The organism is Hyphomonas polymorpha PS728, assembly GCF_000685315.1.
GTDB lineage: Bacteria > Pseudomonadota > Alphaproteobacteria > Caulobacterales > Hyphomonadaceae > Hyphomonas > Hyphomonas polymorpha.
In genome coordinates this window covers 232,257-248,936 of the sequence record NZ_ARYM01000003.1, presented here as the reverse complement: position 1 = coordinate 248,936, position 16,680 = coordinate 232,257, and the positions used below count along the sequence as shown (strand labels likewise).

Sequence of the window (16,680 nt, the reverse complement as noted above, 5' to 3'; positions counted from 1 at the left end):
ATAGTTTTGACTATCTTACTTAAGACCGATATGGACGCAAGGTAAATTCGGGAGGAAATCGGATGAAACTTGATCTTCTGTGCGTGGGCCTGACGACGCTGGATGTTGTGGGCCGGCCGATCACGGAAATTCCGCAGAATGAAGGCGGACGGCTGATTGAACAGATTGCCTGCGCGCCGGCCGGCACGGCGGCGGGCGCGGCATGTGTCGCAGCGCGGCTGGGGCTGAAGGCTGGCGTTGCGGGCGCCATCGGCAACGACCTGACGGGCAAGTTCGTCCGCTTTGCGCTGGAAGATGGCGGGGTGGACACGAGCCTCCTGCAGACATTGGAAGGGTATCCGACCTCCACGACGATCCTGCCTATTGACGATCAGGGCCGCCGCCCGACGCTGCACGCGCCCGGGGCTGGCTCTGTTCCGCCGCTGACGGACGCGCTGAGGGCGGCCGCCGCGGATGTGCGCTGCCTTCATTATGCGGCCATTGGCGCGCCAACATTTGATGGCGGGCCGGGCGAAAGGCTGGTGGCGGCCGCCAGGGCGGCGGGCGCCGCGGTGACGTGTGATCTGATTGCGCCGAGGCCAGACGCGAAGGCGGAACTGGCGCGGATACTTCCGCATGTGGACTGGTTTCTGCCAAGCGCGGAGGAAGCGCGCTTCCTGACCGGAGAAGAGGATCTTCAGGCCGCGGCAGATGCGTTCGTGGCGATGGGGGCCAAGAACTGCGTGATCAAGGATGGCGGGCGCGGGGCCGTGATGGCGGCGGGTAGCCTGCGGGGCCGGCTGCCGGCGTTTGACATCAAAGTGGTGGATACGACCACGTGTGGCGATTCCTTCTGCGCGGGATTCATTACGGCGCAACTCAAAGGGCTGGGGGACATCGACGCGCTGAAATTTGCCGCCGCGACCGCGGCGATGGTGGCGCAGGGGCTGGCGACCTATGGCAAGCTGGAAAGCTTTGAGCAGGTGGAAAACGCTGTCACAACACTTCTCGTGAAGGAGGCCGCCGCATGATGAGCGAGCAGGAAACAAAACTGCGGGCGCAGATTGTCGAGGTGATGGCGGCGATGGATGCGCGCGGCCTGAACCGGGGGACATCGGGCAATGTATCGGCGCGCCTGGGCGAGGATATGCTGGTGACGCCGACGGGGGTTCCGCCTTCGATGCTGGCGCCGGAGCATATCGTGCGGATGGCGCCCGATGGCAGCTTTGACCCGACCGGCATGAAGCCTTCCAGCGAGTGGCAGATGCACTGGAAACTGTTGCAGCTGCGCCAGGATGTGAACGCCGTGGTGCATTGCCATTCGCGCTTTGCCACCACGCTGGCCTGCGCGAACAGGCCGATCCCTGCCCTGCATTATATGGTGGCCGTCAGCGGCGGACCGTCTGTGCCGGTGGCGCCGTATGCTACCTTCGGATCGGCCGAGCTGGCAGAGGCTGTTTGCGAGACGCTTTCCGGACAATTCGGGACACTTATGGCCAATCACGGACAAATCGTGGTCGCGCCGAGCCTTAAACAGGCGCTTCTGATCGCCGAAGAGATCGAGGAACAGGCCGCCATCTACTGGGGCACCTTGGCCATCGGCGGACCGACCCTTCTGGCCGATGATGAGATGGCGCGCATCGCTGACCGGTTCCGGTCCTACGGGCAGAAGAAGCGGCCGTAAGGGCGAGGGTGCGGCGGGATTGCGCTTGCGCATATGGTAATGATGGCTACCATTAATCCGTAGAGATTGATGGGAGCCCCCTATGCTGGCCTGCTATACTGACCGCCTGAGCCTTCACCCCGGCGAGACATTCGCCCTCCATATCAGCGTGGAGAACGGCCCTTGCCGGCTGGAGATCGCCCGCGTGGGGAAGGCGCGCGAGATTGTTCATACGCAGGACGGGATCGCGGCGGGCCACCACCCGGCACCGGTCGATGCTGACCGCCACGGATGCGGCTGGCCGGTGGCGCTGGAAGTGACCACGGGTGCAGACTGGCGCACCGGCTATTACGACATCGCGCTGACTGATGCAGCCGGAGAGCAGACCCACCATTTCGTCTGCATCAAGCCCGCCAAAGGCATGGCGGGCTCAAAGGCGGTGCTGGTGCTGGCGACGAACACCTATCATTCCTACAACTGGTGGGGCGGAGCGAACGCCTATTCTAACGTGACCGGCCTGATGACCGGCACCGTGCCCTTTGACCAGGCAATGGATCAGGCGATCGGCGTTTCCTCCACCCAGCGCCCGTTCACGCAGATGATCATTGCGGCGCCGGAAGATGCCCCGCGCCTGATCAACATGCGCTCGCGGGGCTTCAAGGAAAAACCCTGGACGGCGGACCCCGTCTGGATGCGCAAGCATCGCATCTCGCCCTATGACGGCTCGGCCGGCTTCCTCAACAAATGGGAACATGCCTTTGCGGCGTGGACGGAAGAAGAAGGCTATGTGTTCGACTATGTGACCGATTATGATCTGGAAACGGATCCTGATCTGCTGTCGGCCTATACGTCCGCCTTCTTCGTGGGACACTCCGAATACTGGTCTGGCAATGAGCGGGCGCAGGTGGAACGGTTTGTGGATGGCGGTGGCTTTGCGGCGATCCTCTCTGGCAATACCTGCTTCTGGAAGGTACGCTGGGAAGACGATGGCAAGACCTATGTATGCCACAAATGGAAAGGCTTTGAGGCAGAGGATGTGCCGGCAGAGTTGGCAACGCATCTCTGGTCACACCGGGCCTTCAACGCGCCCGAAGCCGAGATCACAGGGTTGAGCTTCAATTTCGGCGGCTATCACCGGCTTGGCATGTGCGTCTCGCGCGGGTCGGCGGGGTTCACGATCTACAATGACAAGCACTGGGCTCTGGAAGGCACAGACCTGTTCTATGGCGACATTCTGGGCGGCGAGGTTCCGCTGATCGGTTATGAAAGCGACGGGTGCCTGTTCGAGTTTGGCACCGATGGCCTGCCCAAGTCCCTGACTGTAGGCGGCGTTCCGGAGAACCTCGAAATCATCGGCATTGCCCCGGTGACGCTGGGCGAAGATCCCACCAGCGGCTATGCGCCGATGATCCCGCCGGAGAAGCTGGATGTGATTGCCGGGGAGATCTATGGCGATCCCTCCCCCGCCATGCAGCAGCGCGTTCTGCGCGGCCATGCGATGCTGGCGAGCTTCAAGCGCGGCAAAGGCGAAGTGTTCAACACGGGCACTACCGAATGGGCTCACGGCCTTGCCGCGAAAGACCCGTTCGTTGAAGTGATCACGCACAATGTGATGAAGCGGTTTGGTGTGACGAAAGCCTGATCGCCGGTTCATCCGCTTAAGTACAAAAGTCAAAAGGTGCGGAGGGGACAGCCTCCGCGCCTTTCTTTTGGCCTGAATCCTAGATGGCTGGGAGGAAACTCAGGCCGGGTCGGGTTCCTTGCCGCCGCCCTTCACGAAGAAGAGCAGCAGGAACCCTGCCGCAAACAGGAGGGTGACGGGGACGAAACCCGCCTGTTGCGAATGGAAGACAGCCGTGAAGATGCCGACAAGCATCGGGCCAAGCCAGCTGGTGGAGTTTCCCGCCAGTGCGGCCAGACCGAAGAAGGCGCCCATCTGGGAGGCAGGCGCCAGGCGCGTGAGCAGTGTGCGGCTGGAAGACCAGGCCGCAATCTGGAACACGAAGCCGGAAAAGCCGAAAAATACGAAGACAAGTTCCGGAAGTGTCGAGAACATCGGCGCATTCCACACAGGCTGGGGATCGGTGACCGGCATGAAGAGGATTTGCGCAGGCGCCGCCCCGATGATCCCGATCAAGCCAACCACGGAGCCGGCAATCTCTATCTGGAAAGCGATCTTCGGGCCGAAGGTTTCATCCAGCCAGCCGGCGAGCACGCCTCCGATCAGCCCGGCCGCACAGCCAAGCAGTCCGTAGACGAGCATTTCCGTGCCGCCCCACCCCATCACCCCGGCAGCGTACACGCCGCAGAGGATGAGCAGAACGCCGCCCGCATCCTGGGCCAGCGTCCGGGCGAGCAGATAGATCATCGCATCGGAATTCTGTTTCCAGTTCCGGATGAGAGAGACCAGCGAACCGACGCCCATTTTGACGGAAGCGGCATTGGCCTTGCCGCCGGACTTTGCTGCATCCTTGCTGAACAGGAAAAGCGGAATGGCGCAGAGAGCGAAGTTGAGCGCGACCAGGATCGGCACCATCCGGTCGGGCTCGCTCGCTTCCTTCGAAAGGCCAAAAAGCGGCTTTTCCGGAAGCATCAGCGCCAGAAGGATGAATAGCAGCAGGATAATCGACGTGACGTTGCCCAGAGACAAGGCCCATCCCGACGCCATGGGCCGCATGCGCGGCGTGGCGGCATAGGGCAGCATGGAGGAAAAAAGCACCTCCCCGCAGGACAGGAGAATGGAGATCAGCCCCAGGATGGCAACGACAATCCAGGGGGAGAGGATCGCGCCGCCGGGCGCCGCGAACCAGAGCGACATCATCAGAGGGATGACCATCAGCGTGATCAGGGCAAGCCAGGGCTTGCGGGGACCGAGGGTGTCTACCGTTGCCCCGATGACCGGGGCAATGAAAGCAACCGTCAGACCCGAGATCATTCCCATCTGGGCGATCATCGCCTGCCCATTCACGCCATCGCCCACAACCACGGTTGCGAAATAAGGTGCGAAGAGAAAGCCATTGACGAGGCCGATATAAGGGTCTCGCCCTGCCTGGTAGGTGGCCCATGACCAGGCGGAACGATCCAGCTTGCGGGCGCCCGGCACGGACACGGAGGGAGGCAGCGCCTCCTCCGGTCCGGCCGCTGTCGGCATCAGCGCCATATCAGTAGCGGTAGCGCAGGAAGAGGCCCGCACTGCGCGGACGGGAGTAGGTCAGCAGGTCAACGCCGAGGCTGTCGATGGGGTTGGCGGAGGTGAGGTAGGCCTCGTCCGTCAGATTGCGCCCCCAGAGACCGGCTTCGATGCTGCCATCAGGCGACATCACCGAAAGCTCTGCGCCGACGAGCCAGAGCTCGGGATCAGAGAGGCGTTCGCGCATCGTGCTGTCGAAATAGACTTTCGAGCGATACGACACGTCGATGCTGGGGGTGATGACCACACCCGTCTTGGTATTGATGGCGTAGGCGGCGCGGCTGGTCAGGCTGTACTCAGGCGCCTGGGGCATCTGATTGCCTGAATAGTCGTCGCCCAGAGAGTTGTACTCACCATATTCGGCATGGAGCCAGGCAAGGCCGAGCGAGAGATCGAGATTCTCGATCGGCATCACGGTGAACTCGGCTTCCGCGCCATACATCTCGGCGCCTGCAGCGTTATCGAGCACCTGCACCGTCAGGCCATTGCGCTCAACGGTCGAGTAAGCCTGAATGTCCTGATAGTCGTAATAGAAACCGGACAGGTTCATCCGAAGGCGGTTATCCCACAGATCGCTCTTGGAGCCGATCTCATAGGCGTTGACCGTTTCGTTCTCGTAGGGGGCGATCTGTTCCGGGCTGTCTGCATTGCCGCCGAAGAAGCCGCCGGATTTGTAGCCCCGGCTGTAGCTGGCATAGATGTTGGTCGTGTCTGTCAGGTCATATTTCAGACCGATCTTGCCGGACCAGTCGCTGAAGGTCTTGTCAGCCTGATAGCTGAAGACCGGCAGAACGCCTTCGGCCAACGTGGAATAATCCATCGACTTTTCATCCGCCGACCAGCGCAGGCCGGTTGTAAGAATGAGACCCGGCGCAAGTTCATAATCAGCCTGGCCGAAAATGGCGTAGGTGTCGGTTTTCTGCGTGTACGGATAACCGAGATAGATGACCGAGTTTTCAGGGCTGACACCGGTTGGGTTTTCCGGCGTGATGAACAGCGGGCGGAGAATGCGCAGGATGTCATAGGCGCTGTCGCTGGTGGTCGTATCCTTCATATAGTAGCCGCCCACGACCCATTTCAGGCGCTCGCCATCGGAGGCAAGACGCAGTTCCTGCGAGAACTGTTCCTGGGTGTTGTTGTAGAAGGCTTCCAGCATCTGCAGCGGGCTGGAGTCGGTGTTCTCATGCGCGCTGCGCTCGACATCCTGATAGGCGGTGATCGAGGTGAGCGTGAGGTCACCGATCTCGCGGTCGATGGTCAGCGCGGCCGACCAGAGGTCAACCTTGTCCTTGCCCTCAACATCGGAGGTGATCGTGTAGGGGTCGCCGCTCGTGTCAGCGAAGCCCAGGGCATCGGTGCAGAGGCCGCTGCGGAAGAAGGCCGGCGCGCAGGCGCCGTCCGGGCCAGCTGCCGAAGGATCGGCGGGGAACAGCTGGCGGGATTTGGGCTGCACCGCGCCGCCGCGGTTTGCGAAGGTGTTGACGGTCAGCAGGATGTCGGTGAGGTCATCTGGCGTGTAGAGCAGCGAGCCGCGCACGGCATACCGCTCGGTATTGTTCACCTTGTTGCCGGTGACGGCGTTGGTGCTGAAACCATCATCTTCGGCATACTGGCCAGCGATGCGGAAAGCGAGCTTGTCGCCAACGATCGGCCCGCCATAGGCGGCGTTGAGTTCAACGGAGCCGAAGTTCCCAGCTTCGATGGAGGCATACCCTTCCGGCGAGAAGGTCGGGCGTTTGGAGATGACGTTGATCGCGCCGCCCGTGGTGTTGCGGCCATAGAGCGTGCCTTGCGGCCCGCGAAGAACCTCGACGCGGTCAAGGTCATAGAATGTGGAGAACTGGGCGAGCGGCGAGCCGATATAGACGCCATCCGCATACAGGCCGACGCCGCTGGACGAGGTCGGGTTGAAATCGTTGAGACCGGCGCCGCGAATGAAGATCTTCGGGTTGGCAGCCGCGTCCGCTGCCGCGATGCGCAGGCCGGGAACGAGGTTATCGAGCGAGGTAACGTCTGTAACGCGTTGTTTTTCCAGCGTTGAGGAAGAAAGCGCCGTGATGGCGATCGGCACGTCCTGAACGTTTTCGGACCGCTTCTGCGCGGTCACGACAATGCTTTCCAGGCGGCGCGCCGAGGCGTCTTCCTGAGGCTCCTCGGTTTGCGCTACCGCGCTGCCGGTCCAGAGAAGGGCGACCGCCCCGGTTCCGATCAAAAGAGATCTCATCGCAGAATCCTTTTCTTCCATCCCTATTCGGAGGCGATTGGATAGCGATCACTAGCACTTTTACAATAGCTTTAATTACCGTTTCATGATGTTTAGCCTATATGTGTGCAGAATGAGCACAGCCAGCGTGGGGAACGCCGAGGAAATGAGCAGCGCCAAGAAAACGACCTCTCGCAAGGTGGCCGATCCCATGCAGGTGGAGACCGCCACCAAGCAGCAACCGCAGCAGGCTCGCGCGCAGGACACGTTTGAGTTGATCCTCGACACGGCCGGGCGGTTACTGGACGAGGTGGGGCTGGAGCGGCTGTCGACCAATCTGGTGTGCCGCCGGGCGGGGCTGTCGCCCCCCGCCCTGTATCGCTACTTCCCGAACAAATATGCCATTCTTCGCGAACTGGGCGACCGGCTCATGGCGCTGCAGGACCAGGCGGTGCTGGACTGGATCGCCGAGGGCGGGCTGGAAACCAAGAGCTTGGAAGAAGAAGTGGCCAGCAATGTGCGCCTGCAGGAACGGGTGAACGACATCACCCGGCAGTTCCCCGGAAACATCTTTGTGCTGAGGGCCCTGCGAGCCATCCCCATCCTGCGGGAAGTGCGCCTTGCCTCCAGCGACATGGTGGCTGAACGCATCGCCGACGCCATGAAGGCGCAAGGCCATCCCGCGTCGCGCGAGCGCCTGATTGCCAGCGCGCGCCTGACGACCGAACTGGCCTACAGCGCCATGGAGATGGTGCTCGAGGAACCCCATCGCGACGCGCGTCAGATCTGCACGGACGTCTCGAAGATGATCGCGACGCATTACCGGCAGCTGAGAGACTGAAGGCTGCCGGCGCCTATTTAAACGCGCAGCCTTCCTTCACGCCGACCATCTTGAAGATCATCGCCGCCGGGCAGAAGCCCGTGACGGAAGCCTGCAACATGTTGAGGCCGGCGAAGGCCGTCAGCAGGAACCAGTAGGGCGAGACGAAATATCCGAGCGCCAGGCTGGCAAGCACAACGCAGCCAGCAAAAGCGAGAACAGCACGATCAAGGTTCATTTCAGTTGCTCCGTTGAGGGATCAGTTAGGCGAAGGCGCGAGACCGAACAAACTTCGCACCCAGCGCTCGAGCGCCGCGCCGCCGGGCGCGCCCGCCTGTTTGGAAACTTCCCGGCCGCCCTTCCAGGCGACCAGCGTTGGCACGCCGCGAATATTGAGGCGAATGGCGGCATCGGGGTGTTGATCGGTATTGATCTTGTAAAAGCGCACATCGCTCTGAAGATGTTCGGCAGCCGCTGCATAGTGCGGCGCCATCATCCGGCAGGGACCACACCAGGGCGCCCACAGGTCCACGACAAATGCCCCGGTGTCCTTCTTCTCAAGCAGTCGCATCTGGTCGTTCGTGATGTCAGCCGGCTGCGGCGTTGCCAGCGCCTCTGAACACCGGCCACATTTCGCTGCGGTGAGTGATTTGCCTTCCGGCACGCGGTTCACCGCGCTGCACGCCAGGCACACGATCATTCTGTCTTCTGCCATGTCTGCCTCTCCTTGAAGGCGTCTTCAGCCTTTCAGCTTGTGGGTCTTGATGAGCGCCAGGGCAGCGTTCTCATAGAACGTCTCTGCCTTTCCGGCTTTCACCTTCCCTATAAAATACTTCTCGAACCCGACTTTTGCAGTATGGACCCAGCCGCCCGAGCCAGACCAGTTCACATTGCGCGGCGGGATCTGGGGCTGAGCGATGAAGGCGACGCCCTTGTCTCCGAAGTCGGCAAGGCAAATGGCGTTCCAGGTCGCCTCATGGGTGGGTTCGTTGCCCTCCAGAATGTCAGCAAGATTTCGGGCGGTGGCTGTGACCATGGACTCGATCATGAAGCCGGTTTTGGGCACGCCCACCGGCACCGGCGTCTTGCCGACCGGCGGAATGGCGATGCAGACGCCGATGGCGAAGATTTCCGGATATTTCGGGTTTCGCTGATGCTTGTCCGTCAGGATGAAGCCGCGCGGATTGGTGAGCCCTTCAATACCATGCACGGCTTTGACGCCTCTGAAGGCGGGCAGCATCATGGAATATTTCATCGGCAGTTCGTGAACCTGTTTCACACTGCCATCCTCATTGACCTCCTCGACCGTCATCTTGCCGGCCTCGGCCTTCACAACGCGCGCATTGGTGATCCACTTGATGTGGCGCTCGCGCATTTCACTCTCCAAGAGGCCCTTCGTGTCTCCGACCCCATCCAGGCCCAGATGGCCGATATAGGGCTCGGAGGTTACAAAGGTCATCGGAACGCGGTCGCGGATCTTCCGTTTCCGGAGTTCTGTCTCGATGATCATCAGGGTTTCATAGGCGGGCCCGTAGCAAGACGCGCCCTGAACCGCGCCGACGATGACAGGGCCAGGGTCCTGACAGAACTTCTCAAACGCCGTGTGGGCCGCAGTGGCATGGTCGATATGGCAGACCGATTGGGTGAACCCGGCTGGCCCGAGCCCTTCGATCTCGTCGAAGGCAAGCTCCGGACCTGTTGCAATGACGAGATAGTCATAGTCGACAAACCGGCCATCGCTGAGGCGGACACGCTTGGCTTCCGGTTCGACCCGTTCTGCCTTGCCAACGATGAGATCAATGTTCCGCTTCTTCATCGGACCGGCAAGATCGACGACAATATCCTTGCGCTCTCGCCAACCGACGAGAACCCAGGGATTTGAGGGAACGAACTGATAGAAGTCCGTCTCGTTGATCACGGCCACGCTACTCTCCCGCCCGACAGCGTGACGGATTTCATACGCGGCGATGACACCGCCAAGGCCGGCCCCCAGAACGACGATTTTAGCCATTTTCCTGCGCTCCCATCTTGATTTGAAAGATAATTGTATTTTATTGTTTTATAAAATACGTATTATTGCTTATGGCTCAAGATGGAAAATTGAGGTTGTGACAAACCATCCCGAAAGCCTGCTTACGGAGACCAATCATGAGCGACCCGAGAGACCTTGATCCCAAAGCGGTGTTTGACGCGCTGAAACGCGGAGACGTGCTGCTGATCGATGTTCGTGAGCCTGCCGAATTTGCAAACCAGCGCATCCACGGCGCCCTGCTCCATCCGCTGTCGACCTTCGACGCCCGGGCAATTCCCGCAAATCCGGGCCGCCAGATCGTTTTCCAGTGCGGATCGGGCAAACGCTCGCGCATGGCCCTCGACAAGTTTCTGGCCGAAACCGGCGCAGAAGCCGCCCATATGGCCGGCGGTATCGGCGCCTGGAAATCTGCCGGACTGCCTTGCGTTTCCATCAACCCAGCGACCGGAGCGGTCGAGGATCATGGCCGTTACTGAGATGCGAACACTTTTTGTTTCAGCCATCGCCGCGCTGGCCATTTCGGGCCAGGCGAGTGCCCAGACGCTGACCGTCGAGGAATCGATTGTTGTGGACTATCGCCCTGTGATCGCGCGCATTGAGGCGGGCGACACGGCAACGGCACGCTCGCGCCTGCAAGGCGTGGTGACGCGGCTGAACGTCGTGGAGGGGCAGATCGTCAAGGCCGGCGAAGTGGTCGCCATCGTGACGGATGACACCCTCGCCCCGCAGTTGGCGTCTCTCTCTTCCCGGATCGAAGGGCTGAAATCCCAGATCCGCCAGTCCGAGGAAGACCTGACGCGCAATGAAGGATTGCTCGCCCGCGGATTTTATCCAAAGGCCCGGCTGGACGAGGAACGCACAGCGCTGGACGTGCTGCGGCGCAGCCTGGCTTCAACAGAAGCCGAACGCCGGGCCCTCTCCGCCCGCGAAGCCGAAGGCCGCATTCTGGCACCGGCAGACGCGCATGTGACCGATGTGAATGTGGTGCAGGGGTCGGTGGTCTCTCCCGGTGAGGTTCTTGCCAGTTTTGCCACCGTGAACGGTATCGTGCGGCTTGCCCTGCCGGAACGCCATGCCGCCACGATTTCCGAAGGCGAGACGATCTCGCTGCGCCTGCCTTCCCGCTCGGATGATATCCGCACGGCCACGATTGTGCGGGTCTATCCCGAACTTCGTCAGGGGTCGGTCATTGCCGATGCAACGGTGCAAGGTGGACTGACAGCGCTGTTCGGGGAGCGCGTGGATGTTCTCGCCCCCGTGGGCGAGCGCCGGGCAATCCGCATTCCGAAGGAATATGTCTCGACCCGCTTCGGGGTGGACTTTGTGCGCGTGGCCGTGGGGGAGCGCTTTGTGGACGCCCCTGTCGCGCTGGCCGCGCCGCTGGTGGACGATACGGGCCAGTATGAAATACTCTCGGGCCTGCGGCCCGGCGATAAAATCCAGAAACCGGAATAGAAGCAGATGAAACCGGACCTTTCGGGCTCCATTACACGGTCGACCATCCGGTCGCCGTTGACGCCGCTTTTCCTGCTGACTGCGCTGGCTGTCGGCCTGATCGCCCTGCTGACCATTCCGCGGGAGGAAGAACCGCAGATTTCCGTGCCCATGGTGGATATCCTGGTGTCCGCGCCCGGCCTTAAGGCTGCGGATGCTGTGGAACAGGTGACCAAGCCGCTGGAGAGCATCATTCTGGCGCTGCCGGATGTCGACCATGTCTACTCCCAGACCCAGGATGACGCCGCGATGGTGACCGCCCGGTTCGATGTCGGAACCGATGCGGACAATGCGATCCTGCGCGTGCATGAAAAGATCCGGGCGAACCTTGATTCCATTCCTTATGACGTGCCGATGCCGCTGGTGGTGGGGCGCGGGATCAATGACGTTCCGATCGTGACGCTGACGATTTCTCCCGATGCATCGACCGGCGATGTGTGGAACGATACCGCGCTGCGGATGCTGGCCGACGAACTGCGCAATGAGCTGGTGAAGGTCACGGATGTCGGCATCACCGATGTGATCGGCGGGCGCCCTCTGGAGCTTCGCGTTGAGCCCGATATCCGGGCGCTTTCGGCGCAGGGCGTGTCCCTGCAAAACCTTGTGCAGAGCGTGCAGAACGCGGCGGGGGCCCTGCCCTCTGGCCGGGCGCATCAGGATGGCAACTCCCTGATCGTGCAGGCGGGCGACCGCATCAACGCCGTACACGAACTGGAGCGGCTGCAAATCCGGGGCGCGGGTGGGCGTGTCGTGTATCTGAGCGATGTGGCGAATGTGAAGGTAACCGGCGCGGAAACGGACGCGCGCGTATGGACAATGCTGCAGGGCGAGGACGGAACCTTCAGCGCTGCGCCGGCGGTTACCGTATCGCTGGCCAAGCGGCCGGGCGCCAACGCCGTGGTCGTTTCCGAAGCAATCCTCCACCGGGTAGAAGCCCTGAAGGGTAATCTGATCCCGGAGGGCATTCATGTCGAGGTGACCCGCGACTATGGCGAAACGGCCAACCACAAAGCCAACGAACTTCTGTTCCATCTTGGCCTTGCAACCATTTCCATCGTCGTCCTGATTGCGTTCAGCATCGGCTGGCGCGAGGCGCTGGTGACGCTGATCGTCATTCCAACGACCATCCTGCTCACCCTCTTCGCCTCGCTGATGATGGGCTACACCATCAACCGGGTGAGCCTGTTTGCGCTGATCTTCTCCATCGGGATTCTGGTGGACGATGCGATCGTGATCATTGAGAATATTGCCCGTCACTGGGCCATGAAAGATGGGCGCACCCGCATTCAGGCGGCCATTGAGGCTGTTTCCGAGGTTGGCAACCCCACCATCATCGCCACGCTGACCGTGATTGCCGCGCTTCTGCCGATGATGTTCGTATCCGGACTGATGGGGCCCTATATGGCGCCCATCCCGGCGAACGCCTCGGCGGCGATGCTGTTCTCCTTCTTCGTAGCGGTGGGGATTGCGCCCTGGCTGATGATGAAGATTGCCGGCAAGGCGCCGCTGCATGGCGCGCATGACGGCGTGCACAGCGAGACGCGCCTCAGCCGGTTTTATGGACGGGTGGCCGCGCCGATCGTGGCGTCGAAACGCAATGCCTGGATTTTCCTCGGGCTTGTCGGTGTGGCGACGCTCCTGTCGCTGACGCTGTTTGCCACAAAGGCGGTGCCGGTGAAGCTGCTGCCTTTCGATAACAAGTCCGAGATACAGGTGATCGTGGACCTGCCCGAAGGCGCCGCGCTGGAGGACACTGAACGCGCCCTGTTTGCGCTGGCAGATGCCATTGGCCCGGTCGAGGAGATCACAACGATCCAGGCCTATGCGGGCACGGCGGCGCCGTTCAATTTCAACGGCCTCGTGCGCCATTACTTCCTGCGCGCAAGCCCGGAACTGGGCGATCTTCAGGTGAACCTGACGGCGAAGGAACACCGCAAGCGGGCGAGCCATGACATTGCGCTCGACCTGCGTGAGCGGCTTCTGGCTGTGCCGCTGCCCGAAGGGGCAAAGGTGAAGGTGGTGGAGGTGCCGCCGGGTCCGCCGGTGATCTCTACCCTGATGGCGGAGATATATGGCCCCACGCCCGAAGTGCGCCGTCAGACGGCTGCGATTATCGAGCGGTTCTTCGAGGAAACCGATTTCATCGTGGATGTGGACAACTCCATGGGTGACCGGGCACCGCGGCTGACCTTCGGGATTGATGAGCCGGCCGCAGCGGATGCGGGAGTTCTGCAGCAGGATATCCTGGACGCCATCGGCATGGCGTTTGGCGGCCAGACCGTGGGCGTGAGCCCGCGCGGGGAAGGCCGTGATCCGCTGAATATCCGTGTCTATCTCCCCCGGTCTCAGCGCAGCTGGACCCAGGAGATGGCCGCCATTCCCGTGCCTCGCCAGCTGGCCGGGACAGATGCCGTTCCCATCGAACTCGGCGAACTGGTTGAGGTGCGGGAGGAGGCGGGCTCCGCCACGATCTTCCGGCGGGACGGGCATTTTGCCGACATGGTGATGGGTGAACTGGCCGGGCGTTACGAAGCGCCGATCTACGGAATGTTCGAGATTCAGGACCGGATAAAGGCATTCGACTGGGCGTCGGAGGGCCTCCAGATGCCAGCGGTGAGCCTCTATGGGCAGCCGGCAGATGAAACGGGCACAACGCTGCTGTGGGATGGGGAATGGGAGGTGACATATGTGACCTTCCGGGACATGGGCATGGCATTCGGCGTGGCGCTGCTGGGGATCTATATTCTGGTGGTGGGCCAGTTTGGCACCTTCCGGGTGCCGCTGATTATCCTCACGCCTGTCCCCCTCACCCTGATCGGCATCATGATCGGGCATTGGCTGTTTGGCGCCGCATTTACAGCGACTTCGATGATCGGCTTCATTGCGCTGGCCGGGATTATCGTGCGGAACTCCATCCTTCTGGTGGACTTTATCCGCCACACAACAGACGCCGAGAAGCCGCTGAAAGAGGTGTTGCTGGAGGCAGGCGCAATCCGGTTCAAGCCGATCGTGCTGACGGCGCTGGCCGCCATGATCGGGGCGGCGGTGATTTTGACAGATCCAATTTTTCAAGGGCTGGCAATTTCGCTTCTGTTCGGGCTCGCCTCGTCTACTGCCCTGACAGTATTGGTCATTCCGGCGATTTACATTGCCATTCGCGGGCCAGACTGGCGCCCGGAGCGGACAGATGCTGGACAAATCCGGACAGTTTCGGACACAGGAGACACTGAAGGTGCCCCTCAGCAGACGTAAGAAGGATGAGGCGCTGACCATCGTTTCGAGCCGCGTTCAGGAGGCAGCCGAAGTGATGAAGGCGATGGCCAGCGAGACCCGCCTGAAGATCATGTGCGCTCTGGCCGGAGGGGAATTACCGGTGAACCAGCTGGCCGAGCTGACCGGGCAGAGCCAGTCTGCCGTGTCCCAGCATCTGGCCAAGCTGCGGGCGGCGGGCCTTGTTCAGAGCCGGCGGGACGCGCAGACGATCTATTATCGCTGCCGCCCCGGCATCGCGCAGGACATTATCGACACGCTTTGCGGGTTTTACGGCGCGAACGGATAAGCTGGCCTCCGACCCTTGCGCCAAGGGGCGATCACTTCCACCATCGGATAATTGATCCAGATTGTTTCCGATGACTGACGCGCCCGCCCCCAACCCCTTTTCCATTCCGCTCTACAAGCGCATCTGGGTGGCAAACATCGCCTCGCAATTCGGCGGGCTGATCCAGAGCGTCGGCGCGGCCTGGCTGATGGTGCAGCTTGGCGGCAGCGAGACACAGATCGCGCTGGTGCAGGCCTCCGTCACGCTGCCGATCATGATCCTGTCGCTGCTGTCTGGCGCGATTGCGGACAACTTTCCGCGCCGCACTGTGATGCTGGTTTCGCAGTTCTACATGTTTGCGGTTTCGGCGGTGCTTTGCGTATTTGCCTTCATGGGCGGGCTCAGCCCCTGGCTGCTGCTGACCTTCACCTTCCTCCTGGGCTGCGGGACTGCGCTGAACGCGCCCTCCTGGCAGGCCACGGTGGGCGATATTGTGCCCCGCCAGACGATTGCCGCCGCCGTGGCGATGAACAGCCTGGGCTTCAACATTGCGCGCACGGCTGGCCCGGCGCTGGGCGGGGCCATCGTGGCGGCCGCAGGCGCAGCCGCAGCCTTTGCCGTGAATGTGGTGAGCTATCTGGGGATCATCTATGTGCTGCTGGCGTGGAAGCCGGTGAAGCCTGCCAAACCCGCGCTGAAGGAAGACCTGCGCACTGCGATTGGCGCAGGGGTGCGCTATGTGTCGATGTCGCCGCCGATCCGGCAGGTGATGGCCCGGGCGGCCCTGTTTGGCATTGCGGCGAGCGCTGCACTCTCCCTGCTGCCCCTGGTGGCGCAAGATCTGGTGGGCGGGGGCGCGATCACCTTCGGTATTCTTTCGGGCGCCTTCGGCATCGGCGCGGTGATCGGCGCGCTCTCCAACAGCCGCCTGCGCCGGAAGTTCACGGCCGAGACCGTGCTGCGGATGACGATCTGCGCGATCATTGCCGGCGTCATTATCGTGGCGCTGAGCCGCTGGCTGCCGCTGACGGTGTTTGGCCTCGTGATCTGCGGATCGGGCTGGCTGCTGTCGATGGCGACGATGAATGTGACCGTGCAGATGGCCGCGCCGCGCTGGGTGGTGGGGCGGGCCCTGTCGCTCTACCAGATGGCCGTGTTCGGGGCGATGGCGGTGGGAAGCTGGATCACCGGGCAGCTGGCGGAGAGCCATGGGGTAACCGCTGCGCTGCTGACCATGGCGGCGGTGCAATCCATCAGCCTGTTTGCCGGGTTGTTCCTGCGCCTGCCGCAGGTGGACGAACTCAACCTTGACCTGACGGGGCGCTGGCGCGCGCCGGAAACACAGGTGCCGGTGGAGCCACGCAGCGGGCCGGTGCATGTTTCGGCGAAGTATCGCATCCGCGAGGCCGATATTCCGCGCTTTCTGGCCACGATGAACGAGCGCCGCCGCATTCACCTGCGCGATGGTGCGCGGGCATGGTCTCTGGTGCGGGATCTGGGAGATGCCGAAATATGGATCGAGCAATACAGCTTTGCCCGCTGGCTGGACTATGTGTTGCACAATGAGCGGCGCACCCATGCCGATGATGTGAGCAACAATATCATCAAATCGCTGCATCAGGGCAGCTGGCCACCGGAAGTTCACCGGATGCTGGAACGGCAGGTGACGAGCGTGACCTATGATCCGGAACTTGCCTCGCCGACCTCCAGCGATCCGACGCGGCCCGCCTGAGGTTTCCCCTTCGTCGGGTATGGCCAATG

At 61.9% G+C, this 16,680-nt stretch carries 14 protein-coding genes; 9 read left to right on the top strand and 5 right to left on the bottom strand.

Annotated features, from left to right (window positions below):
* Positions 1-62: 62 nt before the first annotated feature.
* The 3 genes from HPO_RS04025 (at position 63) to HPO_RS04015 (ending at position 3,284) form a co-directional block, all read left to right on the top strand.
* The gene (locus HPO_RS04025) at positions 63-1,010 is read left to right on the top strand and encodes a carbohydrate kinase family protein (protein WP_035594721.1); all 948 of its coding nucleotides are present in this window, start codon (positions 63-65) and stop codon (positions 1,008-1,010) included.
* Positions 1,010-1,663, top strand: a complete 654-nt coding sequence (locus HPO_RS04020; RefSeq protein WP_051612258.1) for a class II aldolase/adducin family protein — start codon at positions 1,010-1,012, stop codon at positions 1,661-1,663. Before HPO_RS04025 ends, HPO_RS04020 begins: the two co-directional genes overlap by 1 nt.
* A gap of 82 nt (positions 1,664-1,745) precedes the next feature.
* A complete protein-coding gene (locus tag HPO_RS04015) occupies positions 1,746-3,284 on the top strand; it encodes a N,N-dimethylformamidase beta subunit family domain-containing protein (protein ID WP_035594716.1) in 1,539 nt (512 codons plus the stop codon).
* 99 nt (positions 3,285-3,383) lie between these two features.
* Here the strand turns inward: HPO_RS04015 and HPO_RS04010 are convergent, their stop codons facing one another.
* Both HPO_RS04010 and HPO_RS04005 read right to left on the bottom strand, forming a co-directional pair.
* The gene (locus HPO_RS04010) at positions 3,384-4,793 is read right to left on the bottom strand and encodes an MFS transporter (protein WP_162174002.1); all 1,410 of its coding nucleotides are present in this window, start codon (positions 4,791-4,793) and stop codon (positions 3,384-3,386) included.
* 10 nt (positions 4,794-4,803) lie between these two features.
* On the bottom strand, positions 4,804-7,056 hold the full coding sequence (locus HPO_RS04005) for a TonB-dependent receptor (protein ID WP_035594892.1): 2,253 nt from the start codon (positions 7,054-7,056) through the stop codon (positions 4,804-4,806).
* A gap of 112 nt (positions 7,057-7,168) precedes the next feature.
* On the opposite strand from HPO_RS04005, the gene HPO_RS04000 reads away from it, so the two are divergent.
* Entirely contained in the window at positions 7,169-7,876 is a 708-nt protein-coding gene (locus tag HPO_RS04000) for a TetR/AcrR family transcriptional regulator (RefSeq protein WP_206742118.1), read from the top strand.
* Between the two features lie 13 nt (positions 7,877-7,889).
* Here the strand turns inward: HPO_RS04000 and HPO_RS03995 are convergent, their stop codons facing one another.
* The 3 genes from HPO_RS03995 to HPO_RS03985 are packed head-to-tail and all read right to left on the bottom strand — an operon-like array spanning position 7,890 to position 9,866.
* Positions 7,890-8,093: a YgaP family membrane protein gene (locus HPO_RS03995; protein ID WP_035594715.1), complete on the bottom strand. Its 204-nt coding sequence runs from the start codon at positions 8,091-8,093 to the stop codon at positions 7,890-7,892.
* 21 nt (positions 8,094-8,114) lie between these two features.
* On the bottom strand, positions 8,115-8,570 hold the full coding sequence (locus tag HPO_RS03990; protein WP_035594713.1) for a thioredoxin domain-containing protein: 456 nt from the start codon (positions 8,568-8,570) through the stop codon (positions 8,115-8,117).
* Positions 8,571-8,594: 24 nt separating this feature from the next.
* Positions 8,595-9,866, bottom strand: a complete 1,272-nt coding sequence (locus tag HPO_RS03985; RefSeq protein WP_035594710.1) for an NAD(P)/FAD-dependent oxidoreductase — start codon at positions 9,864-9,866, stop codon at positions 8,595-8,597.
* Positions 9,867-10,003: 137 nt separating this feature from the next.
* Here HPO_RS03985 and HPO_RS03980 point away from each other — a divergent pair, with 137 nt between their 5' ends.
* The 5 genes from HPO_RS03980 (at position 10,004) to HPO_RS03960 (ending at position 16,651) form a co-directional block, all read left to right on the top strand.
* Positions 10,004-10,363 carry a rhodanese-like domain-containing protein gene (locus tag HPO_RS03980; protein WP_035594707.1) on the top strand — a complete coding sequence of 120 codons (360 nt, stop codon included), beginning with the start codon at positions 10,004-10,006 and terminating at the stop codon, positions 10,361-10,363.
* Positions 10,350-11,342: an efflux RND transporter periplasmic adaptor subunit gene (locus tag HPO_RS03975; RefSeq protein WP_084324134.1), complete on the top strand. Its 993-nt coding sequence runs from the start codon at positions 10,350-10,352 to the stop codon at positions 11,340-11,342. The genes HPO_RS03980 and HPO_RS03975 overlap by 14 nt, the downstream gene beginning before the upstream one ends.
* 6 nt (positions 11,343-11,348) lie before the next feature.
* Entirely contained in the window at positions 11,349-14,633 is a 3,285-nt protein-coding gene (locus tag HPO_RS03970; RefSeq protein ID WP_051612247.1) for an efflux RND transporter permease subunit, read from the top strand.
* Positions 14,614-14,940 (top strand): ArsR/SmtB family transcription factor, encoded by a 327-nt coding sequence (locus HPO_RS03965; protein WP_051612246.1) that lies wholly within the window; start codon positions 14,614-14,616, stop codon positions 14,938-14,940. Before HPO_RS03970 ends, HPO_RS03965 begins: the two co-directional genes overlap by 20 nt.
* Positions 14,941-15,010: 70 nt before the next feature.
* Positions 15,011-16,651 (top strand): MFS transporter, encoded by a 1,641-nt coding sequence (locus HPO_RS03960; RefSeq protein WP_035594703.1) that lies wholly within the window; start codon positions 15,011-15,013, stop codon positions 16,649-16,651.
* Positions 16,652-16,680: the final 29 nt, after the last annotated feature.